Origin of the sequence: Pseudomonas sp. TREG-RG-20F-10-E-6-01 (genome assembly GCF_022662455.1) — a bacterium.
GTDB lineage: Bacteria > Pseudomonadota > Gammaproteobacteria > Pseudomonadales > Pseudomonadaceae > Aquipseudomonas.
Genome location: NZ_JAKNQP010000001.1, coordinates 807,703 through 833,252, shown reverse-complemented (window position 1 = coordinate 833,252; position 25,550 = coordinate 807,703). Strand labels below are relative to the sequence as shown.

The following is a 25,550-nucleotide window of genomic DNA, read 5'->3' as shown; positions in this document are numbered from 1 at the left end:
GTTTTCCTTGGGTTCACTCATCGGCTAGGCGTTTTGCGCCTGTAGAAAGATCGAGAACAGCTCCGACTGGGATTTGATCCCTAGCTTGCTGTACATGTGTTTCTTATGGACTTTCACGGTTTCAACGGAGATTTCCAGCTTACGAGCGATTTCCTTGCTGGAGCAACCGCTGAGCATCAAGCGGCCCACATCCAGCTCGCGGGCGGTGAGTTGCGCGCCCCAGTCATCCGTTTGCACCGGCGGCTGCGGGGCGCTGACCTGATTGAGTTCATAGGGCAGGCGCTGGCGCAGCAAACTCAAGACCCAGGGCTGGATCAGCGACAGCAGGGCGATCTGCTGCGGGTCAAACCGCTGTTTGGAGCCCAGGGACAGGCACAGGGTACGCCCATCCGGCAGGTGGCAATTAAATTGGATTTCATCGGCCACCACGTTCAGGCGGAAGTAGCGCTGGTAGTACTCGGTGAGTTCAAAGTGCTCCGGCGCGACTTCGGCCAGGCGAAACAGCCCGGTGCGTGAGTGTTCGCGGCTGGCGATGTAGAAGGGGTCGAGCAGGTACAGGCCGTTGAGGTAGTCCTGGAACAACTGGTCCGGCGTGCCGTCGGCGCCCGGGCATTCGGCGAATACCAGCGGGCGGTGCGCGTTGCTGAACAGCAATACCACCCAGCTGTCGAACGGCACGTAGTTGTCCAGCAAGCGCACGAGCTGGGTCCAGAAGTTGGCCTGGTCGAGGGCGTCTATCATTTGCCCCACCGAACGGTGCCAGGCGATGTCTTGCAGCGAGACTGTCATTCGTCTACCCCCATAGGGTTACCCCGGCGGCGTGATTTCCCCGACGGTTGCGGCTGCGCATACTGCGCCACAGATAAAACAACAGGACTTCCCATGAAGGTCGAATTTGCCCAGTTGGCAGGTCGTGATAACGGCACAGCTTACAACCTTGAGCGCGCCTTGGCGGCAATTGCTGCCTGCGCCGCCGACACGCAACTGATCGTATTTCCGGAAACCCACCTGATGGGCTTCCCGTCAGCCGAGACCGTCGCCGACATCGCCGAGCCGGTGGATGGCCCGACCGTGCAGGCCGTTATCGAGGCGGCCCGCGCACGCAATATCGCCGTGGTGATCGGCATGGCCGAGAGCGACGCCGGCCAATTCTATAACACCACGTTGCTGATCACCCCCGAGGGCATTGCCCTGCGGTATCGCAAGACCCACCTGTGGGCCTCGGATCGCGGCGTGTTCACGCCGGGTGACCGCTATGCCACTTGCCTGTGGAACGGCGTGCGCGTCGGCCTGTTGATCTGCTACGACATCGAGTTCCCGGAAACCGCCCGCGCCAACGCGCAACTGGGCGCCGAACTGCTGATTGTCACCAACGGCAACATGGACCCTTACGGCCCCACGCACCGCACCGCGATCATGGCGCGTGCCCAGGAAAACCAGGCGTTTGCGCTGATGGTCAATCGTGTGGAAGAGGGCGATGGCGGCCTGTTGTTCGCCGGCGGCAGTGCCCTGGTCGACCCGATTGGCACGCTGCTGTTCGAAGCCGGGCGCGAGGAAGGGCAATTTACCGTCGAGCTGGATCTTGACCAACTGGTGGCGGCTCGCAAGGACTACCGCTACCTCGACGACCAGCGTTTGAAATTGCCGGGTGAGGTGATCGAGCGCACGGACGGGACGCGTGAGCTGCTGATCCCTAAACCCTGAGAATTCCTATCGCGAGCACGCTGTTGTGGCGAGCGGGCTTGATGTGGCGAGCGGGCTTGCCCCGCGTTGGGGCGCGAAGCGGCCCTAAAACCTGCAACCGCGGTTTGCCTGGAGAAATGCAGTGAATGTAATGGGGCCGCTGCGCAGCCCAACGCGGGGCAAGCCCGCTCGCCACATCAAGCCCGCTCGCCACAGTAAACACGCTTGATCATAAGAAAAATGACATCTGCTTTACCGACTTCAGTTCTGCCATAAATCTAATAAATCAGCGGAGAATCGCTCATGGCTCGTTTGCAACGCACCCTGTCGTTAGGGTCGGTGGTGCTGTTTGGCATCGCCTATATGACGCCGATCATTGTGCTCGGCACCTTCGGCATCCTCGCGCAATCCACCGGCGGCATGGTACCGGCCGCTTACCTGGCCGCCCTGGTGGCGATGTTCTTTACCGCCATGAGTTACGGGCGCATGGCATCAGCCTTTCCGGTGGCCGGTTCCGCCTACAGCTATGTGCGCAAGGCCATCAGCCCGAAACTGGGCTTTATCGCCGGTTGGGCGGTGTTGCTCGACTACCTGTTCTTGCCCATGGCCATCTGGTTGATCGGGGCGGCGTACCTGCATTCGGCATTCCCTGCGGTGCCGCAATGGATCTGGGTGCTGGCGTTTATCGGCGTCACCACGGCGATCAATATCATCGGTCTGAAACTGGCCAATGGCATCAATGCGCTGCTGATGTTGGTGCAGTTTCTGGTGCTGATCGCGTTTGTCGCGCTGTGCATCCATTACATCGGGGGCGATGCGAGCAAGCCGCTGTGGACTGTCGCGCCGTTCTTCAACGGCCAGATGCACATGCCGCTGATCATGAGCGGGGCGGCGATTGCCTGCTATTCGTTCCTGGGCTTTGACGCGGTCAGCACGCTGACCGAGGAAACCCGCGACCCACGCCGTACCATTCCGCGTGCGATCATGCTGATCACCTTGATCGGCGGATTGATCTTTGTTGGCGTGTCGTATTTCGTGCAGATCGCGCATCCGTCGTTCGAGTTTGCCGATGTGGATTCGGCGGCTTACGAAATCGCGCGCAATGTCGGCGGTGACCTGTTTGTGTCGATCTTCCTGATCGGCTTGATCGTCGGCCAGTTCGCCTCGGGGCTGTCGGCCCAGGCCAGCGGTTCGCGGTTGTTGTTCGCGATGGGGCGCGACGGCGTGTTGCCCAAGTCGTTTTTTGGCACCTTGCATGCGCGCTTCGGCACACCGGTCAACAGCATCCTGTTGTGTGGGGTTGTGGCGTTACTGGCATTGAAGCTGGACGTGACCACCTCCACTTCGTTCATCAACTTTGGGGCGTTCCTGGCGTTCAGCCTGGTGAACCTGTCGGTGATCTTTCACTACTGGATCGGCGCGAAAGCGCGTGGCGTGCGTGAGTTGATGCTGTTCCTGCTGTTCCCGGCCATCGGCCTCGCGGCGGACTTGTGGCTGATGGTCAGCCTCGATCATCTGGCGATTTACCTGGGCGTGGTGTGGTTGGCGATCGGCTTGGTTTACCTGGGTTTCCTGACGCGCGGCTTCTCGCAACAGCCGCCGGAAATGGACTTCCAGGAAGCTGCATAGAAGCGACAGGTCTATTCTTATTGCAATCGGTTCTCGTTTGAGTGCAATTAATGTGTTACTGTGTAACACATTAATTGCACTCAAACGCCCCGGAGGCACTATGAAAACTGGTATCCATCCCGACTACCGCACCGTGCTGTTCCACGACACCGCCGCCGACGTGTTCTTCCTGATCGGCTCCACGGCCGACAGTGAGCGCACCCACACACACAGCGATGGCAACACGTACCCTTACATCCCGCTGGACGTCTCCAGCGCCTCGCACCCGATCTACACCGGCCAGCAGCGCAAGACTCAGGCCGAAGGCCGGATTGCCGGGTTCAACAAGCGCTTTGCTTCGTTTGGCAGCACCCCGAAAAACGCCGAGGCGTGAGGGATTCACGTTTCACCTCAAAGGCCGCTCCAGCATTGGGAGCGGCTTTTTTTATGCGTTGATATCGCAAGGCCATCACTTTGTAAAAACCAACTAAACTACCTGGTAATCGCCAGGAGGCATTGTCCCAGACCGTAAGGAACGCAGATCGACGATCCGAGGTGTCCCATGGGAGAGTCAGTGACCTTTATCGATGCCAACCGTCCAGTGCTGCTGTTGATCGACGCCCACCCGGATGTTTTGCACAGCCTCAAGCGATTGCTCAGCCTGGAGCCCTTCGAACTGCACAGCGCCACCTGCGCCGCTGATGCCCTGGGCATTCTCGCCACTCAACCCATTGACCTGGTGATGAGCGCCGCGCGTCTGCCGGACATGGATGGTGCCTCGTTGCTGGCGCATATCCACCAACACCACCCGCACACGGTGCGCATCCTGCTGACCGGCGAGACCGACCTGACGCTGATCGTCAAAGCCATTAACGAAGGCCAGATCTATCGTTACCTGAGCAAACCCTGGAACGATGAAGAGCTGCTGCTGGCCCTGCGTCAATCCTTGGCCCATCAGCATTCGGAGCGCGAACGTGGGCGCCTGGAGCTGCTGATCCAGGCGCAGAACGATGAACTCAAGCAGCTCAACGCCACCCTGGAAAAACGTGTTGCCTCTCGCACCAGTGAATTGCAGCAAACCGCCGATATGCTCGACCTGGCCTACGAAGAGCTCAAACACAGCTACGCCACGGGCACCGAGGTGTTCTCGTTGTTGGCCAACCTGCGCTTACCGCGGGCCAAGCAAACCAACCGGCAAATCATCGAATTGGTGCGCACCTGGTGTGTGGCCCATGGCGTAGATGAGGCCAGTAACCGCGACCTGACCATGGCTGCCGCGCTCTACAACATTGGCAAGTTGAGCTGGAGCGACAGCATGATGGCCTCGCCTTCAGACCTGTTGCACAGCAGCGACCGTGAGCGTTATCGCGCTTACGCCACCCAGAGCGAATCGTTGCTGATGACCCTGGAACCGATGAAAGACGCAGCGCGGCTTATCCGCCATCATCAGGAACGCTGGGACGGCAGCGGTTTTCCCGATCACCTCAAGGGTGACGCGATTCCCGCAGGTTCGCGCCTGTTGAAACTGGCGGTGGACTTTATCGAGCTGCAAAAAGGCCTGATCCTCGAACGCCAGATGAACAGCGACGAAGCGCTGCTCTACATCCGCAAATACGCCGGTCGCCTTTACGACCCTGACATGGTCGAAGATTTTGTTTCAGTCTGCGCCACGTACCTCAATGACGTGACCCTGGGCGACCCCAGCGTCAGGGTGCTGGGCACCCGCGAGCTGAAAGAGGGCATGGTGCTGGCGCGCAACCTCAACGCCGATAACGGCATGCTGTTGCTCAACGCCGGCAAGGTGCTGAACCTGCCGCTGGTGGACAAGTTGATTGCCTTTGAGACGATGGAAGGCGCCAGGTACAGCGTGTTTATCAAAACAGGGCATGAAGGATTGCTTTGCGAATAACGCACTTTCTGTGATCCTTGCGCCTTTGCATTCAAGGCAGTTTTTACATGACATCCACTATCCGCATCGCCGCAGCGCTGTTGATTGGCAGCGACGGCCAAACCCTGCTGGTGCGCAAGCGCGGCACCCAGGCGTTTATGCAACCGGGCGGCAAGATTGACGCCGGCGAACAACCGGCCCAAGCCCTGGCCCGTGAGCTGTTTGAGGAACTCAACCTGCGCATCGAGCCAAGCCAAGCCGTCTACCTTGGTCACTTCTCGGCCCCTGCCGCCAATGAGCCTGGGTTCACCGTGAACGCCGAGCTGTTCCAGGTGCACATCGATGTAGCGGTGACGCCCGCGGCCGAAATCGAAGAAGTGCGCTGGATCGACCCAGCCGGTGACGGCGGTTTGCAACTGGCGCCGTTGACGCGCGACGTGATCCTGCCGTTTTACCGCGCATCGCTGACCTGCGACGCATGATGGTACGCGCGCTTGGCGCCAACGACGCCGAGGCTTATCGGGCGTTGATGCTTGAGGCGTATGGCGCTTATCCGCAGGCGTTCACCTCCAGCGTGGCGGAGCGCGCGCTGATGCCCTTGAGCTGGTGGGAAAAGCGCCTCGACAGCCCGCTGGATCGGCTGCTCGGGGCTTTTGAGGGGGGCGCATTGGTCGGCATTGTCGGCCTGGCGTTCGAGCCCCGTGAAAAAGCGCGGCACAAGGTGACCTTGTTCGGCATGTACGTGAACCAGGCTTATCAGCAGAAGGGCGTGGGCCGCCAGCTGGTAGAAGCGGCGCTCAGCGAGGCGCGCCGCCACTCACGCCTCAAGTTGATTCAGCTGACCGTCACCGCCGGCAACGACGCCGCGTTCGCGTTGTACCAGCGCTGCGGCTTCATCCAGTACGGCCTGGAGCCACTGGCGGTGCGGGTGGGCGAGGATTATTTCGACAAGATCCACATGTGGCGTGAGCTGAACGACGGATGATGGCCAATGTGGGAGCGGGCTTGCCCGCGAAGGCGGCGGACCCGTTAAAGATAAGTTGACTGACACACCGCTTTCGCGGGCAAGCCAGCTCCCACATTTTTAACCTGTGTCGGCTAGCGCACTGCGCTGACGCCATCGAGGGTGGAAAACGACGTGTCCTTGGCCGTCAGCAAAAAGTCGCGCATGTACGGCGCGTCCAGCATGTCTGCACGAATCCCCGCATACAACGTCGCGAACAGCCCTTTCTCGCCCAACCGCTTGGCCTTCACGTAACCGCGCGAGCTGTACTCATGCAGCGCCCAATGCGGCATGCCGCACACACCACGGCCGCTGGCCACCAGCTGCATCATCATGACGGTGAGTTCCGAGGTGCGCACCTGGGCCGGTTCCACGTCGGCCGGCTCTAAAAAGCGCGTGAAAATGTCCAGCCGATCACGTTCCACCGGGTAGGTGATCAGGGTCTCGGTGAGCAAATCTTCGGGCACGATGTACGATTTGTTCGCCAGTGCGTGCTGGTTGGCCACGGCCAGCATGGCTTCGTAAGTGAACAGCGGCACGTAGGTGATGCCCGGCAATTCCAGCGGGTCGGAAGTCACCACCAGGTCCAGGTCGCCCCGCGCCAGCGCCGGCAGTGGCGCGAAGGCGAAACCGGACGCCAGGTCCAGCTCGACTTCCGGCCAGGCATCGCGGAACTGGTCGATAGTCGGCATCAGCCATTGGAAGCAGCTGTGGCACTCGATGGCCATGTGCAAACGCCCGGCGGTGCCGCCGGCGAGCCGCGCAATATCGCGCTCGGCGCCGCGCAGCAAGGGCAGGGTGGCGTCGGCCAGTTGCAGCAGGCGCAGGCCGGCGCTGGTAAAGCGCAGTGGCTTGGTCTTGCGCACGAACAGCTGCATGCCCAGGCGCTCTTCCAGCTCCTTGAACTGATGGGACAGCGCCGACTGCGTCAGGTGCAGGCGCTCGGCGGCTTCGACCAGGCTGTCGGCTTCGCGCAAGGCGTGCAGGGTCTTGAGGTGACGGATTTCGAGCACGGGCTCTCCATGAAGACGATTTGTGAAAAACAGCAATGGCGTGAGTTTGTCTCATGTTGCGAGGCGTGTCGATCATGACCGCTGGGCGCCGTTCATCAAACTGTCACGCAACTGTGGCAGCGCGCTTGAACAAACTTCATCAGACTCGCGCTCTACTGGGGTTCTGTGTTTCGGTGTTTTTCATGCGCGTGTTGTGTTTACTGGCCGCTCTATTGTTCGGCCTGCCGTCTTTTGCGGCTTCTCGATGTGACGTCAATGTCCCGACGCAAACGGTCGACCTGGCTCAGGTGAGCATTGCCTACCAGAGCATCGGCCGTGCGTCCGACCCTGCATTGCTGCTGGTGATGGGCCTGGGCGGGCAGTTGATCCACTGGCCGGACGAAGTCGTCGTGGCGCTGTGCGAACAAGGGTTTCGGGTGATTCGCTACGACAACCGTGACGTCGGCCTGTCCACGTGGCGCCAGGCACCGGCCAGTGCCAACCTGACCTTCGAAGTGCTGCGCTACAAACTCGGCCTGCCGGTGGCGGCGCCCTACACCCTGACCGACATGGCCGACGATGCCCTGGGCTTGATGGACGCGTTGCAGATCCGCCAATTCCACGTGCTGGGTGCGAGCATGGGCGGCATGATCGCCCAGCACCTGGCGGCCATGGCGCCGCAACGGGTCGAGAGCCTGACGCTGATCATGACCAGCTCCGGCGCCGAAGGGCTGCCGGCGCCGAGTGCGGCGTTGGTGCAGTTGCTGTCGCGGCGCAGCGCGCCCAACCGTGAAGTGGCGCTGGAGCAACAGGCCGACTTGCTGGCGGCGTTGGGCAGCCCGTTGGTGAAGGACGATCGCCAGGTGTTGCTGCATCAGGCCGCGCTGTCCTACGACCGCGCCTTCAACCCGGACGGGGTCAAGCGCCAGATCATGGCGATCCTCGCCGAGCCCAGTCGTGTGCCGCTGCTCAATCAATTGCGCGTGCCAACGCTGGTGGTGCATGGCACTGCCGACCCGTTGCTGCCGGTGATGCACGGTGTGCATTTGGCCGCGCATATCCAGGGCAGCCAATTGAAGTTGATTCCCGGCCTGGCGCATCGTTTTCAAGAGGCGTTCAAGGCGCCGTTGCTGGCGGCGGTGTTGCCGTACCTGCAAGCCCATCGCGAAGATGCCGCGCACTGGGCGCAGATTGATGTGGGGCAGCCTTCGAAGGTGTTGTGAAGTTGGTGTATCGTGCAACGTTTACGGCGCATCAATGCCAGCGAGGTTGCCCACCATGAGTACTCCCCTGAAAATCGATTTCGTCAGCGACGTGTCTTGCCCCTGGTGCATTATCGGCCTGCGCGGGCTGACTGAGGCGTTGGACCAGCTGGGCGCCGAGGTGCAGGCCGAGATTCATTTTCAGCCGTTTGAGCTGAACCCGAATATGCCGGCTATCGGGCAGAACATCGTTGAGCACATCACTGAAAAATACGGCTCCACCGCAGAGGAATCGCAGGCTAACCGTGCGCGTATTCGTGACTTGGGTGCGGCGTTGGGCTTTGCGTTTCGCACTGACGGGCAGAGTCGTATCTACAACACGTTTGATGCGCATCGCTTGCTGCATTGGGCCGGGTTGGAAGGGCTGCAATACAACCTGAAGGAAGCATTGTTCAAGGCTTATTTCAGCGATGGGCAAGACCCGTCCGACCCTGCGACCTTGGCGATTATTGCTGAAAGTGTTGGGTTGGATGTCACCCGTGCTGCGCAGATTCTGGCCTCCGATGAGTACGCCGCAGAGGTGCGCGAGCAAGAGCAGCTGTGGATTTCCCGAGGGGTGACTTCGGTGCCGACGATCGTGTTCAACGATCAGTATGCGGTCAGTGGGGGGCAGCCGGCTGAGGCCTTTGTTGGAGCGATTCGTCAGATCATCAGTGAGGCCAAGGGCTGATGGGGCTTCGCGGCCTTGGGTACCATCCTGAGTGATTGAAGCAAAAGCAGATCTGCTTTTCTGTAGGAGCTGGCTTGCCTGCGATGCAGGCACCTCGGTACATCAGGCATACCCAGTTGATGCTATCGCAGGCAAGCCAGCTCCCACATTGACCGAGTACACCTGATGCACTGAGCTTCAAATGTGAGAGCTGGCTTGCTCGCGAAGGCGGTGGGCCGGCCGCCAGCCACCCACATCCAGCCCATCACTCAAACTTGTAACTGATCGCCGTCTGCACCTGCCCCTGGTTCACATCACCCGTCTGCTTGACGATGGTGCTGTTGGCCGCCGACCCCACCAGGTGCGTCCAACTGGCGCTGGTCAACAATGACCAGTGCATGTCCAGCGGGAATTCAAAACTCTGGGTCAACGTCAGGTTCTGGAAACCCGCACTGGCGTTATAGGCCCGAATGCCCGAAGCCGCAGACTCCTTGTCGTCAACGCCAAAAAAGGTCTGCGTCTGGCGCGCATCGGCAAAGTGCGCCATCAGGCCGGTGCTGCCGATGATGCCGCCACCCAACGGGTAACCCAGCTCGCCGCCGAGTTTGCCCAGCACGCCACTCTGATCACGCCCGCCGCCCACGGCCTGGCCGACCTGCGCGTACACGCGCCAGAACTCGGCCGGGGCGTATTGGATGAAGCCGCCGACTTCCGCCATGTCCGACACATCGCGCAAGCCGCGCAGCGAACCATTGGCCGTGCGGCCCGGCAGGTAATTGATGTAAGGGCCGGCAGTAATGCCGTTGGTGTTCAGCGCGCTCCAGGTCAGGCCGTCGTCGGTGCCCAGGCTGACACTGCCCCAGTCCAGATCGAAGTAGGGAATCGGCCGGGTTTCGTAGCGGCTGCCGGTAGGGTCGTGGGGTTGATAGCTGACACCCGCGCCCACTTCGCCGGTAATGCCGTCGGCCAATACCGTGCTGGAAAAACCCCACAGCCCGAGCAAACCGGCGAATACAGCAGAAGTAACCTTGAACATGGAGCCATTTCCTTATCTGAACATGCGCGCATTCACGCGCGAAGGGCGTCCCTGACGCAAGCACTCATCTTGTTTGTAGCAAGCTACAAAAATTGTAGCTCCTGCGACACAAAACACTCGGGCCATCGGCCAAAACCCCAGCCCTGCGGGCTTTTAGCCAGTTGGCACAATCCCTGCTCTACCCCTCCTGCAAGCGCAAAGAGCGCGATTTTCTCCAAGCCCTCCAACTCAAGGAAAGGCAATGATCCACTGGCATATCGTGTGTGACTTCGACGGGACCATCACCCCAACCGACGTCATCGACAACGTCCTCCAACGCTTCGCCGGCCCCGAGTGGGAAACCATCGAACAGGAATGGCTGGATGGGCATATCGGTTCCCGCGAATGCCTGAGCCGCCAACTGGCGCTGATCAAAGCAACCCCGGCTGAACTGCTGGCGTACTTCGACAGCGTCGAGATCGACCCGGACTTCCCGGACTTCGTCGATCACGTCATGGGCCTGGGCGCGACCATCGAAGTGGTCAGCGACGGCATCGAACAAGGCATCGCGCGCATCCTGTCGCGCAACTACGTGACCTTGCTGCCGATCCTCGCCAACCGCCTGCGCCAGGTCGACCAGAACAGCTGGCGCATCGACTTCCCGTATTCCAGCGATGCCTGCCGTGCCGCCTCCGGCAACTGCAAGTGCAAATCCACCCCGCGCAACAAGCGCGTGCTGGTGATTGGCGACGGCAAGTCCGACATGTGCGTGGCTTCCACCGCCGACTTCGTCTTTGCCAAAGGCAGCCTGGCCGACTATTGCCAGGCCAACGACATTCCTCACGCGCGCTTCGACACCTTCGCCGAAGTGACCGCATTGCTGGCCAAGCTGCCTCAGGGCATCGCGGCCAACGCCACCACCTTTACTGCTGACAACCAGGAACTCTTCCACCATGTCTGATATCCGTATCGCCACTGCCGAAGACCAGATCCTTCTGGATAAAGAAGCCAAGTACTGCTCCTACGGCGACACTGTTCACTACATCGAGCCGCCGCGTATTTTCAGTCGTTGCGAAGGCTCCTACGTGTGGGACACCGAAGACCAGGCCTACCTCGACCTGCAAATGTGGTACTCGGCCGTCAACTTCGGCTACGCCAACCCGCGCCTGAACAACGCGCTGAAACAGCAGATCGATACCCTGCCGCAAATCGCCAGCCAGTACCTGCACAAAGGCAAGATCGAGCTGTCGGAAATGATCGCGGTCGACGCCAAGAAGAAGTTCGGCCTCGACGGTCGCGTGCACTTCAACGTCGGCGGTTCGCAGTCCATCGAAGACTCCCTGAAGGTTGTGCGTAACGCCACCAACGGCAAGAGCCTGATGTTCGCCTTCGAGGGCGGCTACCACGGCCGTACCCTCGGCGCGTCGTCGATCACCTCCAGCTACCGCTACCGTCGCCGTTACGGCCACTTCGGCGAGCGCGCGCAGTTCATCCCGTTCCCGTACCACTTCCGCGGCCCCAAAGGCATGACCAAGGAAGAGTACGGCAGCCACTGCGTGCAGCAATTCGCCCGTCTGTTCGAGACCGAATACAACGGCGTGTGGGACCCGAAAGTCGGCCAGAGCGAATACGCAGCGTTTTACGTCGAGCCGATCCAGGGCACCGGCGGCTACGTGATCCCGCCGATGAACTTCTACCGCGAACTCAAGCATGTACTGGACCAGCACGGCATCCTGATGGTGTCCGACGAAATCCAGATGGGCTTCTACCGTACCGGCAAACTGTGGTCGATCGAGCACTTCGACGTGCAGCCGGACGTGATCGTCTTCGGCAAGGCGCTGACCAACGGCCTGAACCCGCTGGGCGGCATCTGGGCCCGTGAAGAGTTGATCAACCCGAAGATCTTCCCACCAGGTTCGACGCACTCCACCTTCGCTTCCAACCCACTGGGCACGGCGGTAGGTTTGGAAATGTTCAAGATGACCAGCGAAGTCGACTACGGCGCGATGGTCATGGCCAAGGGCAAATACTTCCTGGAAGGCCTGCAAGACCTGCAGAAACGTTTCCCGATCATCGGCGACGTCGATGGCCTGGGCCTGGCCCTGCGCTGCGAAATCTGTGGCCCGGATGGCTTCACGCCAGACAAGGCGACCCTGGACTACATGGTCGAAGAAGGCATGAAGGGCGACATGGTCGTCGATGGCCAGAAACTCGGCTTGATCCTCGACGTGGGCGGCTACTACAAAAACGTGATCACCCTGGCGCCGTCGCTGGAAATCAGCTACCCGGAAATCGACCTGGGCTTGAAGCTGCTCGAGCAACTGCTGGTACGGGCGACCAAACGGTGAATGCCTCCGGGATCGACCTCGGTGAAGGTGATGCCGGCTTCGTTCTCGGTGAAGGTCCGGTCGGGATCCTGTTGATCCACGGCCTGACCGGCACCCCGACGGAATTGCGTCAGGTCGCCAAAGGCTTGGCCAAGGCGGGTAACTGCACGGTGTACGTGCCCACCCTGGCCGGGCATTGCGGCGACAACAGCGACCTGCAGGCCACCGGCTGGCTGGACTGGTACGAAGGCGTGCGCAACACCTTCGTGCAGGTCAAGCAACGTCACGAGCAAGTGTTTGTCGGTGGCTTGTCCATGGGCGCGGTGATGTCGATGTACGTGGCCGCCGAACACCCTGGGCAAGTGGCCGGGCTGTTGATGTATTCCACCACCTTGAAGTACGACGGCTGGAGCATTAACAAACTGGCATTCTTGACGCCGTTGTTAATGAAGATTCCTTTCGGCGTACACATCTGCCGCTTCGAAGAGAAGCCGCCTTACGGCATCAAGAACGAGCGCCTGCGGGCCATCGTCGAGCGTCAGATGAAGGAAGGGGAGAGCAGTGAAGCCGGTTTGCTGACCATGGAAGGCATTACGGTGCGCGAGTTGCACCGCATGAACGCCGTGGTCAAGAAACGCATGCCCGAGGTCAAGGTGCCGGCGCTGGTTTTGCACTCCATTGAGGACGACATCACCAGCCGCTGGAATGCCGATTACGTGGAGCGCCATTTGGGCGGCCCCGTGACCAAGATTCTGTTGGACAACTGCTACCACATGATCACCGTCGACCTGCAATACCGACGCGTGATCGAGTTGAGCGCCGAGTTTGTCGAGCAACATGCCGAGGCTATCCAGGCGCCCGTAGACTATCGACAGCGGGCTTAAGCCTAAGGACGCGACGTGATCACCGCTCAAGCCTTCTCGACTATCCGGGCCATCCAGCGCAGTGCCTGGAACGACTGTTTTCCCGGTGCTCTGGAGGATTGGGATTTTTACGTCGCCGTGGAAAACGCGGCCATTGATGACTTTAAATGGCGCTACCTGGCGGTTTACGAAGATGAAACGCTGGTGGCAGTGGCCGCCGCGTTCATCACCCATTATCGCCTCGACACCACGGTGTCGGGCGCCGGCAAGCGTTTTACCGAACGCCTGGAGCGACTGTGGCCGGGTGTTTTACGCTTGCCGCTGTATGCCATTGGCTCGCCGATAGCCGAGCGTTGCGATGCAGGTATTGCAAGCGGCGTACCCCAGACGCGACGCCCAGTGTTGCTCAAGCAGTTGCTGCAAGCCGCGCGACAGGATGCCAGTGCCTTCGGGATTGGCCTGGTGGCGGTCAAAGATGTACCGACCGACGACTCGCACTGGGCGACCAGTTGCCGCAGCGCAGGTTTCCAGAGCATGCCGAGTTTGCCCAGCGGTCTGCTCTCGGTGCCCTACGGTTCGGTAGACGCCTACCTTGGCTCGTTGTGCAAATCGACGCGCAAGGACCTGCGCCGTAAACTACGTGCGCCGGGCCCGCGCGTGGAGTGGCGGCGCAATATTGATGATGTGTTGCCGGATGTCATGCGCTTGTACGAGGACACGCTCGAACGCTCGCAGCTGCAGTTCGAACGTTTGCCGGCGCGTTACTTCACCGGCATCCTCGAACGGCTTGAAGGGCGTGCGGTCTGTGTTCTTTATTGGGTGGACGAGCACCTGGTGGCGTTCAATCTGATCCTGCTGGACCAGCACCGCCTGATCGACAAGTTTTTTGGCCACGACATGGCATTCAGCCGCGAATACAACTTGTACTTTCGCAGTTGGCTGACCAACGTCGAATACTGTATTCAGCACAATATCCCTGTGTACGAGTGCGGTCAGGAAGGGTATGCCAGTAAGCTGCGCCTGGGGTGCGAGTTCCAAGGCAACAGCATGTTCTTCCGTCACCGTAACCGGCTGGTCAACAGCCTGCTCAAGCTCGTGAAAATGTACCTGAGACCGGACCGTTCCGACCCTGCCATGGCTGCTGCGATAAGCGAAACCTGATGATCACCAAAACCCGCCAGAAAGCCCGCCCCTTTGCCATTTCGCGCTGGAGCGTCCAGCGCAAGCTGGTGCTGGCGTTCTGGCTGGTCAGCGTTATTCCCACCATGATCGCCGCCGAGCTGGCGGCGACCACGCTGTCGCAGATTTTCGACAGCAACGTGCGTATCTGGCTGCAAGAGTCGACCAAGATCGTCAAGGACGAAATCGGCGACATCCTTCATGACAACGCGCGCATGGCCAAGCTGTTCCTGCGCTACACCAGCCCGCCTTCGAACAAGCAGGCCGCCAAGCACGACCGGCTGACCGCCGACATTGCCGACGCCACGGACATCGACGTGGTCGCGCTGATTCGCGTGAGTGATCACAAGGTCGTGTTCAGCACGGCCTCCGACGATGTGGTCAAGCAGATCGACCTGACCAGCAACGCCGTCCTGCAAACCGTGCAGGTGGCGGGCGTGAGTACGGGCCTGGTGGTCTCGACCTTCGAAACCACCCAGGAGGGCGTCGACTACCTGCTGTTGGTGGCGACGTACCTGGACAGCAGTTTCCTCACCAGCGTGGCCGATGTGCATTCCCTCGACCTGCGCCTGTACCTGGCCAATCCGTCGGGCTTTAACGAAATCTTCTCGACCCAGCGTTTCGAAAACCACCCCTCGCGCATTCCCAAGGACGTCGAAACGGCCATGCGCGCCACCAAGCAGCCGAGCGAGCAGTTCACCAACAACTACAGCGGTCTGTATTGGCCCATCTTCAATGATGCCGGCGACCTGCAAGGGGTGATCTTCAGCGGCCTGCTACGCCATACCAGCCTGGTCGGGCTGGTGAATCAGAGCAACCTGTTCGTGCTGATTTTCCTGCTCAGCTCGGCGTTGTCCCTGGGCGCCGGCGTGCTGGTGTCGCGGCGCCTGACCAAACCGCTGCGTGATTTGTCCCAAGGCGTGGACGCGGTGATCTCGGGGCATTACGAACACCGCGTATTGGTGAGTGGCGGCGATGAGCTGGCGCAGTTGAGCAGCACCTTCAACCACATGACCGAGCGCCTGGGCGAGCTGCATCACCTTGAAGCCCAGTTGCGCCGTCGCGATCGGCTGCACGCCCTGGGCGAAGTCGCCATGGGCCTGGCTCACGAGATCCGCAACCCGCTGGGCATCATCAAGACCGCGACCCAACTGTTGCACCGTCGCGCCGACCTGGCGGAAACCGACAAGCGCCATCTGGAATACGTGATCAGCGAGGTCAGCCGCATCAACGACCTGATCACCGAATTCCTCGATTTTGCCAAACCCAACCCGCCGTTGCGTGTGCTGCAGCCGGCGCGGGCGTTGGTGGAAGAGATTCTCGGTTTCTGCAGCCCGGAACTGTCCACGCATAACATTGACGCGCAGATTGACGACCAGGCACCCGGTGCGACGATCTATGCCGATGCCAAACAGCTCAAGCAGGCGTGCCTCAACCTGATTCTCAACGCCATCGACGCGATGCCCGAAGGCGGACGCCTGACCCTGGGCATTCGCAGTGTCGACGGCAACACGGTGATCAGCATCGCCGACACCGGCCAGGGCATCCCGGCGGATATGATCGAGCGGATCTTCACACCGTTCGTCACCACCAAGGCCTCGGGCACGGGCCTGGGCCTGGCAAAAGTCTATTCGATCATGGAAAGTCACGACGGCAGCATTGAATGTGCCAGTGAGAAAGATGCCGGCGCCACCTTCAGCCTGTACATTCCGGCCCAGGGTGATGACGACGGCGACGATGAGGATGGTCATGACGCATAACGTATTGGTAGTCGACGACGAGCCCAAGCTCTGCGACTTGTTGTCGTCGGCTCTAAGCCAGAACGGCATTCAGGTATTCACCGCAAGCAACGGCCTGCACGCGCTCAAGGTGCTGGAGCAGGAAGACATCGACCTGGTGATCAGTGACTGGCGCATGCCCGGCATGGACGGCCCGGCGCTGCTGGCCGAGATCAAAGTGCGCTTTCCGGATTTGCCGGTGATCGTCATGACCGCCTACAGCACGGTGAAAAACGCCGTGCAATCGATGCGCAACGGCGCCTATGACTACATTGCCAAGCCGTTCGACATCGACGAACTGGACATCACCGTCGCCAAGGCCTTGCAGTTTCGCGACATCATGCGCGACAACGCGCGGCTGCGCGCCGAACTCGATCACCATGCGCAGTTCGACAGCCTGGTGGGTGACAGCCCGGCGTTTCGCCAAGTGCTGCATGCAATCGATTCGGTGCGTGACAGCAACGCCACCATCCTGCTGACTGGCGAAAGCGGCACCGGCAAGGAAATGGTCGCGCGCGCGATCCACAAACACGGCAGCCGTGCCGACAAGCCATTTGTAGCGGTCAACTGCGCGGCGATTCCGGAAGGCTTGCTGGAAAGTGAAATGTTTGGCCATCGCAAGGGCGCCTTCACCGGCGCCGTGGCGGACCGGGTCGGGCGCTTTATGCAGGCCGACAAGGGCACGCTGTTTCTGGATGAGGTGGGCGACATGCCCCTGGCGTTGCAGGCCAAGATCCTGCGCGCGTTGCAGGAGCGCGTGATCGAGCCGGTGGGCGACCCGCGCGAGCGCAAGGTGGACGTGCGGGTGATCGCCGCCACCAACAAGAACCTGCTGGACGCGGTGGCCAATAAAGAGTTTCGCGAAGACCTGTATTACCGTCTGAATGTGTTTCCGATCCCGCTGCCGGCCCTGCGCGAACGCGCCGAGGACATCGTGCCCCTGGCCCGGCACTTCGCCCAGACCCTGAGCGCCACCGCCGGCAAACGCATCACCGGGTTCAGCCCGGAGGCCTTGCAGGCCATGGCGGCTTACAACTGGCCGGGGAATATCCGCGAGCTGCAAAACTGCGTGGAGCGCGCAACCATCGTCGCCGCCAAACCGGTAATCGAAGACATCGACCTGCCGGCCTACCTGTTTGCTTCAAAACCGGCAGAGGACGGCGTCACGGCGCTGCTCGGTGACAACCCTGGCGTGCCTGCGGACCTGGACGCGGCGCTAGCGGACGTCGAGAAAACCTACATCCTGGCGGCGTTGCACGAGAGCAACGGCGTGCAGGCTGCGGCGGCGGCGAAGATCGGGATTTCCGAGAGAAGCTTCTGGTATCGGTTGAAGAAGCTGGGGATTCAAGTGGACAAGATCGTGCGTTGATCTATCAGGTTCACCACTGATCCAAATGTGGGAGCTGGCTTGCCTGCGATAGCGGTGTATCAGCCAACTCAGCTGGCACAGACAGACCGCTATCGCAGGCAAGCCAGCTCCCACATTTTTTACCCCGGTGTGTCAGGTATGGAGGCGAACCCACACACTCACCAACACCGTCGCCGCCATCAGCCACGCCACCGCCGCCACGGCGAGTGACGCCTCCAGGCGCAGGCGGTCGACCATCACATACAGCGTCGCCAAATACACAAAATATGGAATGATCGACCACATCCCAAACACGATGGTGGTCTTCAGGTCCTCCACCGAGCGGCCCTTGCCGACGATGTAGTGCGCAATCAACGCAAAGGTCGGAAACAGCGGCACCAGCCCCGCGATGTAATAGTTTTTGGTCTTGGCCAGCGCCGCCAGGATCAACACCACCGCCGCGCCAATGGCGGCCTTCAAGAATAGATCCATCAGTGGCTCAACCCGTATTTCTTGACCTTGTCGAACAGGGTGGTCTTGGCCATTCCCAGTTCCAGGCTGGCCTGGGTCAGGTTGCCGCCGCTGCGCTGCAGGGCATCGTTGAGCAGGTTGCGCTCGAAGGCTTCCACCGCTTCGGTGAAGGCCAGGCCGTGGTTGCTGTTGCCGCTGCCGCTTTTCTTGAAGGCGGGCAAGCCCAGGGCAAAGCGCTCGGCGACGTTGCGCAGTTCGCGCACGTTGCCTGGCCAGTCGTGGCTCATCAGCGTCGACACGGTCTGGTTGTCCAGCTCCGGCGCGGTGCGATCAAAGCGCAAGGAGGATTGCTGCAGGAAGTGCTCGAACAACTGCAGGATGTCTTCGCGACGTTCGCGCAACGGCGGCAGTTCCAGGGTCACCACGTTGAGGCGGTAGTAAAGGTCGCTGCGAAATTGGCTGGCGCGGCTCAGCTCATCGAGGTCGGATTTGGTGGCGGCGATCACCCGGCAATCCACCGCCACGCTCTGGTTCGAGCCCAGCCGTTCAAGGGTGCGTTCCTGCAGCACCCGCAGCAGTTTGATCTGCAGGTTGATCGGCATGCTTTCCACTTCATCGAGAAACAGCGTGCCTTCGTGGGCGTGCTCGATCTTGCCGATGCGCCGTTTGCCGGCGCCGGTAAAGGCGTTGGCTTCGTGGCCGAAAATCTCGCTTTCGAACAGGTTTTCCGGCAGGCCGCCGCAGTTCAAGGCAACGAACTGGTGGGCATGGCGCCGGCTGAAATCATGCAGGCAGCGCGCGACCAGTTCCTTGCCGGTGCCGGTCTCGCCTTCGATCAGCACGTTGGCCGAGGTGTCGGCGACGTTGGCGATCAGTTCGCGCAGGTTCTGCATCGCCGGCGAGCGGCCGATGATGCGGCCCTCCAGCGAGTCACGCTCGGCCAGTTGGCGGCGCAGCGACCACACTTCTCGCGCCAGCCCGCGTTGCTCCAGGGCGCGGCGCGCCACGTCGACAAGGCGTTCGGGGGAGAAGGGTTTTTCCATGAAGTCGTAGGCGCCATTGCGCATGGCCCCGACGGCCATCGAAATATCACCGTGCCCGGTAATCAGCACCACCGGCAGGCTTTTATCCAGCGCTTTGAGGCGGGTCAGCAGCTCGAGGCCGTCGATGCCTGGCAGGCGAATGTCGCTGATGACGATGCCGGCAAAGTTCTCGCCAATGCGCTTGAGGGCTTCTTCAGCACTGCCCACGCCCACGCTGGGAATGTCTTCCAGCGCCAGGGCCTGTTGGCAGCCGAGCAGCACATGGGGATCGTCCTCGACGATCAGAACGGTGAGGTCGTCTTTTGCGGCTGGGGTGTCTGTATTCATGTCGACTCAGCTTTTTGAGTGCCCACCAGCGGCAGGCACAAGACAAAGGCAGTACCACCGCTGGCCGGGTGTTCCACGGCAAGGTTGCCGCCGGTGGCCGCCGCGAGGCTGGCGGAAAGGGTCAGGCCCAAGCCCAGGCCTTGTTCGCCGGGTTTGGTGGTGAAGAACGGTTCGAATAAATGCTTGCGCGTTTCGGGGTCGATGCCATGCCCGTTGTCGCGTACGTGCAGGCGGTACCTGCCCTCAAGCACCTGGCCATCCAACCACAGTTCGGGCGCAGGTTGCGCCTGCATCGCGTCCAGGGCGTTGCCAATCAGGTTGACCAGGATCTGCTCCAGGCGTGTCTGGTCGATCTGCAATTGAGCGTTGGCGAAGTCGCGGTGCACGGTCAGCGGCAGGCCGTCGAGACGAGCGCCGAGCACCTGGAACGCGGCGTCCACAGCCTTGCCAAGGTTGGCTTCGCCCTGGTCATCACCGCGCCGTGCAAACGAGCGCAGGCTGGCCGTGATGCGGCCCATGCGGTCGATCAGTTCATTGATGGTCTTGAGGTTGGCACTGGCGGTGTCGAGCGCGCCACGTTCGAGGAAGCGCACGGTATTGCCCGACAGTGTGCGCAGCGCCGCCAGCGGCTGATTCAACTCATGGGCGATGCTGGTGGACATCTGGCCGATGGCGGCGAGTTTGCCGGCCTGCACCAGTTCGTCCTGGGCGCGGCGCAAGGTTTCTTCGGCCTGGCGCCGTTCGCGAATCTGGCCCTTGAGCCGTTCGTTGCTGGCACGCAGGTCGGCGGTGCGTTCGGCAATCCGACGCTCCAGCTGGCTGTTGGCTTCCTGCAAGGCTTCCCGCGCGGCGAGGCGTGTGGCGATCACCTTGCGGCGCTCGTTCCAGGCGATCAGAAAAAACGCCACCAGGCCGAATGCGACAGCGACCAGAATGCCCTGGTTGATCGCCGCGCGGCGCAGCTCATTGAGCGGCGTCAGCAGGGTGAAATTCCACGGCGTGTCGTTGAGCGGGCGGGTTTGCGCGAGGTAGCTGACTTCGTGCTCGTCGTTGACCACTCCGCTGTTGGCCGGGAAGGTCAGCTTTTCGGTGCCCTCATTGAGTCGCTCACGGGCCAGCGGCTCCAGCTCGTTAAGCGTCGCCCAGTAATATTGCAGGCTGTGGGCCAGGCGTTCTTTGGTGTCGTCGCTCAGCGGGCGCACGGCCTTGAGCCGGCGGGCCGGATCGCTGGAGAGGATGATGATGCCGTTCTCGTCGCTCACGAACGCTTCGAGGCGCGCACGCTGCCAGCGCTCTTCGAGGGCTTCGAGGCGCACTTTGACCACGGCGACGCCGATGATCTTGCCGTGTTCTTCCAGGCCGTGGGCCAGGTAGTAGCCGGGCTCGCCGTTGGTGCTGCCGATGCCATAGAAGCGGCCCGGCTGGCCGCGGACGGCATTCTGGAAATAGGCGCGAAAGGACAGGTCTTCACCCTGGTAACTGTCGGCGTCGCGCCAGTTACTGGTGGCCAGCACGCGGCCGGTGGTGTCCATCACGTAGATGGCCCGACTGCGACTGCGTCGGTTCAGGCCTTCGAGGTAATCATTGACCGTCTGCCGGGTTTCCTGGTTCGGGTCGGCCAGCAGCGTGGAGACGCTGGATTCGAGCTCCAGCAGACTGGGCAGGTAGGTGTATTTGCTCAGTTCGCTTTCGACGGTGCGCGCGTGCAGCTCCAACTGGCGTTCGCCGTTGTCGCTGAGGGTGCTGATGCCGTAATACTCACTGACCCAGAAGCCGATATAACCCAAGCCGATCATCAGGGCGATGATCAACGGCGGCAGGAACAGTTGGCGAATCAGACGAGGTTTCACGGCAAGTGATGGCGGTGCGGCGCGAAATTGGTTGGGGTCGCATTTCATCACAGTTGCCTTGGGTCAACCAGAGCTGTCAGCCCTGCCGTGAACCGGTTTATGTGGGAGCTGGCTTGCCGGCGACAGGATCTCCTCGGTGTCACTGATAGACCGAGGTGTCTGCATCGCAGGCAAGCCAGCTCCCACACAAAACGGTTCCCACAGAGAGAACGAAGCCGGTTTTAGTGCTGCAGGATTTTCTCAAGGAAGTGCTGCGCGCGTTCGGAGCGGGCGCTGATGTCGCCGAAGAACTCCTCCTTCGGGCAGTCTTCGATGATCTTGCCGGCGTCCATGAAGATCACGCGGTCGGCCACTTTGCGCGCAAACCCCATTTCGTGGGTGACGCACATCATGGTCATGCCTTCGTGGGCCAGTTGCACCATCACGTCGAGCACTTCGTTGACCATTTCAGGGTCCAGTGCCGAGGTCGGTTCGTCGAACAGCATGACGATCGGGTCCATGGCCAGGGCGCGGGCAATCGCCACACGTTGTTGCTGGCCGCCGGAAAGCTGGCCCGGGTGCTTGTGGGCGTGAGCCGAAAGGCCGACGCGCTCAAGCAGTTGCAGGCCCTTTTTGGTGGCTTCTTCCTTGCTGCGGCCGAGCACCTTGATCTGCGCGATGGTCAGGTTTTCGGTGATGGTCAGGTGCGGGAACAGTTCGAAGTGCTGGAACACCATGCCCACGCGCGAGCGCAGTTGCGGCAGGTTGGTCTTCGGGTCGGCGATGGACGTGCCATCCACCACCACGTCGCCTTTCTGGAACGGTTCCAGTGCGTTGACGCACTTGATCAGGGTGGATTTACCCGAGCCGGATGGCCCGCACACCACGATCACTTCGCCTTTTTTAACCTCGGTGCTGCAATCGGTCAGCACCTGGAAGTCGCCATACCACTTGTTGATGTTCTTGATAGAGATCATACGGCAAACCTTTTTTGCAGACGCTTGACCAGCAGCGAGGCGGAAAAGCTGATGATGAAGTAGACGACACCGGCGAAGATCAGGAACTCATTGGAGCGGCCAATGATGTCGCCGTTGGAGCGGGCGGAGTTGAGGAAGTCCACCAGGCCCACGGTGTAAACCAGCGAGGTGTCCTGGAACAGGATGATCGACTGTTGCAGCAGCAACGGGGTCATCTTGCGGAACGCCTGGGGCAGGATGATCAGACGCATGGTCTGGCCATAGGTCATGCCCATCGCCTGTGCGGCGGCCATCTGGCCCTTGGGGATCGACTGCACACCGGCCCGCACGATTTCACAGAAGTACGCGGCTTCGAACATCATGAAGGCCACGACGCAGGAGGTGAACGCACCGATCGGGGTGTCTTCGCCGGTTATCCAGCGCAACACGAACGGCACCGCCAGGTAGAACCAGGTGATCACCAACAGCAGCGGGATCGAGCGGAAGTAGTTCACGTAGGCGCCGGCCAGACGCGACAGCAGTTTGCTGGACGACAGGCGCATCAGCGCCAGCATCGTCCCCAGCGCGATACCGCCGATCACACCCATGACCATCAACTGCAAGGTCATGACCATGCCGTTCCACAGGCCGGGAATGGCGGGGATGATGCCGCTGAAATCGAAGTCCATTATTTACCCCCCACGGAGATCAGGCCGGGCACCGCGACTTTCTTCTCGACCACGCGCATCAGCAACATCAGGCTCATGTTCAGGGTGAAGTAGATCAGCGTGGCCAGGGTGAAGGCTTCAAACAGGTTGGCCGAGAACTCGGCAGTCTGTTTGGTTTGTGCCAACAGCTCCATCAACCCGATCAAGGACGCCACGGAGGAGTTCTTGAACACGTTGAGGAATTCCGAGGTAAGCGGCGGAATGATGATGCGGTACGCCTGAGGCAGCAGCACGTTCCAGTAGATCTGCGGCAGCTTGAAGCCCATGGCGCGTGCGGCAGATTCCTGGCCGCGTGGCAGCGCCTGGATGCCGGTACGCACTTGTTCACACACACGGGCGGCGGTGAACAGGCCCAGGCACACGACGACGCTCAGGTAGGCCGAGGTAGTCGGGTTGAGGTCTTGTTTGTACCAGTCCTGCAGGTTTTGCGGCAGCAGATCGGGTATCAGGAAGTACCAGATAAACAGCTGAACCAGCAGCGGCACGTTGCGAAACAGTTCCACGTAGCAGGTTGCGATGCCCGATACGATGCGGTTTGGCACGGTGCGCATGACGCCCAGAATGGACCCCAGCAACAAGGCGATAATCCATGCCACGACAGCGATGGCGATGGTCCAGCCCAAGCCGGCGATGTACCAGTCGAGATAAGTCTCGCTGCCCACGCCAGTGGACTTGAAGAACACGCCCCAGTCCCAGTTGTAATTCATTAGGGTCTCCCCTCGAGATCGATCGATGTACAAGCACCCGCTTGGGGAAGATCCTTTCCCGCCCGACGTTGAACGCCAGGCACACGCGATCGGCTCGAAAACCGCCAGGTCGAGTGTTCCAAATTAAAGCCAGCAGGTAGTAACAGACGCCTGAGGGAGGGTTGGCTCCCTCAGGAGATAAGCTTAGTCAGGTATCAGATTTTTACGTCAGGGGCTGGTTTGTCGCTTGGGTTAGCGATCAGCTCCTTAACCTTGTCGCTCATCGGGAAGTTCAGGTTCAGGCCTTTTGGAGGAATCGGGCTCTCGAACCACTTGCTGTAGATCTTGTTGATTTCGCCGGATTTGTACAGACCGACGATGGCGTCATCGACAGCCTTTTTGAAGGCTGGATCGTCTTTACGCACCATGCACGCATAGGCTTCGAAGGACTGTGGCGTACCGGTGATGACCCAGTCGTCCGGCTTCTTGGCCTTGGCTTCTTCGCCTGCGAGCAGGGCGTCGTCCATCATGAAGGCGACGGCGCGGCCGCTTTCCAGCATCTGGAAGGATTCGCCGTGGTCTTTGGCGGAGATGACGTTCATGCCCATTTGCTTGTCGGCGTTCATCGCTTTGATGATGCGCTCGGACGTGGTGCCGGCGGTGGTCACGACGTTTTTGCCTTTCAGGTCGGCAAAGTCAGCGTAGGACGGCTTGCCATCCTTGTCTTTCTTGACCAGCAGGCGAGTGCCGATTTCGAACATGTTGACGGTGAAATCAACTTGTTGAGCGCGTTCGGCGTTGTTGGTTGTGGAGCCGCATTCGATATCCGCGGTGCCGTTCTGGATCAGCGGGATACGGGTTTGCGAGGTGACCAGGTTGTACTTGACCTTCAGATCGGGTTTGTTCAGGTCTTTTTTCAGGGCTTCAACGATGGCCAGTTGAATGTCGTGGGAGTAGCCCACGGGTTTGCCCGAGCCATCCGCGATGTAGGAGAACGGAATGGAGCTGTCGCGGTGAGCGAGAGTGATAGTGCCGGAGTCGTTGATTTTCTTCAGTGTGCCGGTGAGTTCGGCGGCGAAAACTGGAGTGCTGATCAGAGCAGCAGCGATAGCTGCGCCCAGGATATGGGGAACGATGCGCATCAATACTTCCTCGACATTTGTTTTTTTTATGAAGCCGGCTAAACGGCTCTCTTTTGTACAGCGAATGCCCGTGACGGCTCCTGAAGCGTCGCAGGCAATCGTCAGGGAGTGTAGAGCATGAGTCGTGCCATACCAGGGATAAAAGGTTATCTGGTTGATTTATATGGGGATTAAGTTTGCGTGACGGGAGGGGTTTGGTGGTTTGGTCCGGCAAACCGAATGGTTCGGGGTGTGGTGTTCGGAAAACCGAATGGCTTTGGGGGAGGCGGTGTATATGCGTTGCTGCGGTAACGGCGGCTGGCGATTCCGCTCTTACAGCGGGTCACTTTTGGCAAACGCAGAGCACGACGGCGTGGTAGCCGACCTGAGTGGTAGAAGCAGCACAGCAACACACTTCTGTCTGAAGCACAGAGATCCAAATGTGGGAGCGGGCTTGCCCGCGAATGCGGTTTGTCAGTCAGCTCATGTGTCGCTGACCCACCGCCTTCGCGAGCAAGCCCGCTCCCACAAGTTGACCGAGTTCAGCCTCCACCACCGCACTGCTTGGCTTTTCTGTGGGATCTGGCTTGCCTGCGATGCGGGCACCTCGGTGTATCAGGCATAACCAGTTGATGCCATCGCAGGCAACCCAGCTCCCACATTTGATTGAGTTCAGGTTCCAAAATCAGGTCGGCTACCAGGCCGCCGTGCTTTGCTTTTGATTTTGATCTTAGGCACACCGAGCCTAAGCGAGGTGCCGAGTGGTGGGGCAAGAGCCTTTTGGTTACTTTTGG

Annotated in this window: 24 protein-coding genes; 14 read left to right on the top strand and 10 right to left on the bottom strand. The window is 60.5% G+C overall.

The annotated features are described in order from the left end of the window. Window positions 1-24 precede the first annotated feature (24 nt). Window positions 25-789, bottom strand: coding sequence for a LuxR C-terminal-related transcriptional regulator (locus tag L8K08_RS04030; RefSeq protein ID WP_242194448.1), 765 nt, complete (start codon window positions 787-789; stop codon window positions 25-27). A 93-nt stretch (window positions 790-882) separates the two neighbouring features. Here L8K08_RS04030 and L8K08_RS04025 point away from each other — a divergent pair, with 93 nt between their 5' ends. The 6 genes from L8K08_RS04025 (at window position 883) to L8K08_RS04000 (ending at window position 6,164) form a co-directional block, all read left to right on the top strand. Beyond that, window positions 883-1,704 (top strand): carbon-nitrogen hydrolase family protein, encoded by an 822-nt coding sequence (locus L8K08_RS04025; RefSeq protein WP_242194444.1) that lies wholly within the window; start codon window positions 883-885, stop codon window positions 1,702-1,704. Between the two features lie 282 nt (window positions 1,705-1,986). Further along, window positions 1,987-3,312: an APC family permease gene (locus tag L8K08_RS04020; protein WP_145161495.1), complete on the top strand. Its 1,326-nt coding sequence runs from the start codon at window positions 1,987-1,989 to the stop codon at window positions 3,310-3,312. Window positions 3,313-3,412: 100 nt separating this feature from the next. Beyond that, entirely contained in the window at window positions 3,413-3,685 is a 273-nt protein-coding gene (locus L8K08_RS04015) for a type B 50S ribosomal protein L31 (protein ID WP_242194441.1), read from the top strand. A gap of 168 nt (window positions 3,686-3,853) precedes the next feature. Beyond that, window positions 3,854-5,200, top strand: coding sequence for an HD domain-containing phosphohydrolase (locus tag L8K08_RS04010; RefSeq protein ID WP_242194439.1), 1,347 nt, complete (start codon window positions 3,854-3,856; stop codon window positions 5,198-5,200). 47 nt (window positions 5,201-5,247) lie between these two features. After that, window positions 5,248-5,661: an NUDIX domain-containing protein gene (locus L8K08_RS04005; protein WP_242194438.1), complete on the top strand. Its 414-nt coding sequence runs from the start codon at window positions 5,248-5,250 to the stop codon at window positions 5,659-5,661. After that, window positions 5,658-6,164 carry a GNAT family N-acetyltransferase gene (locus L8K08_RS04000; RefSeq protein WP_242194436.1) on the top strand — a complete coding sequence of 169 codons (507 nt, stop codon included), beginning with the start codon at window positions 5,658-5,660 and terminating at the stop codon, window positions 6,162-6,164. The genes L8K08_RS04005 and L8K08_RS04000 overlap by 4 nt, the downstream gene beginning before the upstream one ends. A gap of 113 nt (window positions 6,165-6,277) precedes the next feature. Here L8K08_RS04000 and metR read toward each other — a convergent pair whose 3' ends face one another. After that, window positions 6,278-7,195 carry a transcriptional regulator MetR gene (gene metR, locus L8K08_RS03995; protein WP_057012200.1) on the bottom strand — a complete coding sequence of 306 codons (918 nt, stop codon included), beginning with the start codon at window positions 7,193-7,195 and terminating at the stop codon, window positions 6,278-6,280. Between the two features lie 182 nt (window positions 7,196-7,377). Between metR and L8K08_RS03990 the strand changes: the two genes are divergently transcribed. Together L8K08_RS03990 and L8K08_RS03985 are read left to right on the top strand one after the other, a co-directional pair. Then, the gene (locus L8K08_RS03990; RefSeq protein WP_145161506.1) at window positions 7,378-8,397 is read left to right on the top strand and encodes an alpha/beta hydrolase; all 1,020 of its coding nucleotides are present in this window, start codon (window positions 7,378-7,380) and stop codon (window positions 8,395-8,397) included. A 55-nt stretch (window positions 8,398-8,452) separates the two neighbouring features. Then, the gene (locus L8K08_RS03985) at window positions 8,453-9,106 is read left to right on the top strand and encodes a DsbA family oxidoreductase (protein WP_106579421.1); all 654 of its coding nucleotides are present in this window, start codon (window positions 8,453-8,455) and stop codon (window positions 9,104-9,106) included. 244 nt (window positions 9,107-9,350) lie between these two features. Here the strand turns inward: L8K08_RS03985 and L8K08_RS03980 are convergent, their stop codons facing one another. Then, on the bottom strand, window positions 9,351-10,121 hold the full coding sequence (locus tag L8K08_RS03980; protein ID WP_242194434.1) for a MipA/OmpV family protein: 771 nt from the start codon (window positions 10,119-10,121) through the stop codon (window positions 9,351-9,353). A gap of 241 nt (window positions 10,122-10,362) precedes the next feature. Here L8K08_RS03980 and L8K08_RS03975 point away from each other — a divergent pair, with 241 nt between their 5' ends. Genes L8K08_RS03975 through L8K08_RS03950 form a run of 6 tightly spaced genes read left to right on the top strand, consistent with a single transcriptional unit; the run spans window position 10,363 to window position 17,616 of the window. After that, a complete protein-coding gene (locus tag L8K08_RS03975) occupies window positions 10,363-11,061 on the top strand; it encodes an MtnX-like HAD-IB family phosphatase (RefSeq protein ID WP_145161512.1) in 699 nt (232 codons plus the stop codon). Continuing rightward, window positions 11,054-12,448 (top strand): aminotransferase class III-fold pyridoxal phosphate-dependent enzyme, encoded by a 1,395-nt coding sequence (locus tag L8K08_RS03970; protein ID WP_106579418.1) that lies wholly within the window; start codon window positions 11,054-11,056, stop codon window positions 12,446-12,448. Before L8K08_RS03975 ends, L8K08_RS03970 begins: the two co-directional genes overlap by 8 nt. Then, window positions 12,445-13,311: an alpha/beta fold hydrolase gene (locus L8K08_RS03965; RefSeq protein WP_145161515.1), complete on the top strand. Its 867-nt coding sequence runs from the start codon at window positions 12,445-12,447 to the stop codon at window positions 13,309-13,311. Before L8K08_RS03970 ends, L8K08_RS03965 begins: the two co-directional genes overlap by 4 nt. Window positions 13,312-13,326: 15 nt before the next feature. Continuing rightward, on the top strand, window positions 13,327-14,451 hold the full coding sequence (locus L8K08_RS03960; protein ID WP_242194431.1) for a GNAT family N-acetyltransferase: 1,125 nt from the start codon (window positions 13,327-13,329) through the stop codon (window positions 14,449-14,451). After that, window positions 14,451-16,229 carry a HAMP domain-containing sensor histidine kinase gene (locus tag L8K08_RS03955; protein ID WP_145161518.1) on the top strand — a complete coding sequence of 593 codons (1,779 nt, stop codon included), beginning with the start codon at window positions 14,451-14,453 and terminating at the stop codon, window positions 16,227-16,229. Before L8K08_RS03960 ends, L8K08_RS03955 begins: the two co-directional genes overlap by 1 nt. Then, complete coding sequence (locus tag L8K08_RS03950) at window positions 16,219-17,616, top strand: sigma-54 dependent transcriptional regulator (protein WP_145161521.1); 1,398 nt, start codon at window positions 16,219-16,221, stop codon at window positions 17,614-17,616. Before L8K08_RS03955 ends, L8K08_RS03950 begins: the two co-directional genes overlap by 11 nt. Before the next feature lie 132 nt (window positions 17,617-17,748). Here the strand turns inward: L8K08_RS03950 and L8K08_RS03945 are convergent, their stop codons facing one another. The 7 genes from L8K08_RS03945 to L8K08_RS03915 form a co-directional block, all read right to left on the bottom strand. Next, window positions 17,749-18,087 carry a GlpM family protein gene (locus L8K08_RS03945; protein WP_242194429.1) on the bottom strand — a complete coding sequence of 113 codons (339 nt, stop codon included), beginning with the start codon at window positions 18,085-18,087 and terminating at the stop codon, window positions 17,749-17,751. Continuing rightward, window positions 18,087-19,436 carry a sigma-54 dependent transcriptional regulator gene (locus L8K08_RS03940; RefSeq protein WP_145161527.1) on the bottom strand — a complete coding sequence of 450 codons (1,350 nt, stop codon included), beginning with the start codon at window positions 19,434-19,436 and terminating at the stop codon, window positions 18,087-18,089. Before L8K08_RS03940 ends, L8K08_RS03945 begins: the two co-directional genes overlap by 1 nt. Further along, window positions 19,433-21,334 (bottom strand): sensor histidine kinase, encoded by a 1,902-nt coding sequence (locus L8K08_RS03935; RefSeq protein ID WP_242194427.1) that lies wholly within the window; start codon window positions 21,332-21,334, stop codon window positions 19,433-19,435. The genes L8K08_RS03940 and L8K08_RS03935 overlap by 4 nt, the downstream gene beginning before the upstream one ends. Window positions 21,335-21,507: 173 nt before the next feature. Then, window positions 21,508-22,242 carry an amino acid ABC transporter ATP-binding protein gene (locus L8K08_RS03930; RefSeq protein ID WP_012722475.1) on the bottom strand — a complete coding sequence of 245 codons (735 nt, stop codon included), beginning with the start codon at window positions 22,240-22,242 and terminating at the stop codon, window positions 21,508-21,510. Beyond that, entirely contained in the window at window positions 22,239-22,910 is a 672-nt protein-coding gene (locus L8K08_RS03925; protein ID WP_106579410.1) for an ABC transporter permease subunit, read from the bottom strand. The genes L8K08_RS03930 and L8K08_RS03925 overlap by 4 nt, the downstream gene beginning before the upstream one ends. Next, a complete protein-coding gene (locus tag L8K08_RS03920; RefSeq protein WP_003208731.1) occupies window positions 22,910-23,656 on the bottom strand; it encodes an amino acid ABC transporter permease in 747 nt (248 codons plus the stop codon). Before L8K08_RS03920 ends, L8K08_RS03925 begins: the two co-directional genes overlap by 1 nt. Window positions 23,657-23,850: 194 nt before the next feature. Beyond that, window positions 23,851-24,777, bottom strand: a complete 927-nt coding sequence (locus L8K08_RS03915) for a glutamate/aspartate ABC transporter substrate-binding protein (protein ID WP_145161533.1) — start codon at window positions 24,775-24,777, stop codon at window positions 23,851-23,853. Window positions 24,778-25,550: the final 773 nt, after the last annotated feature.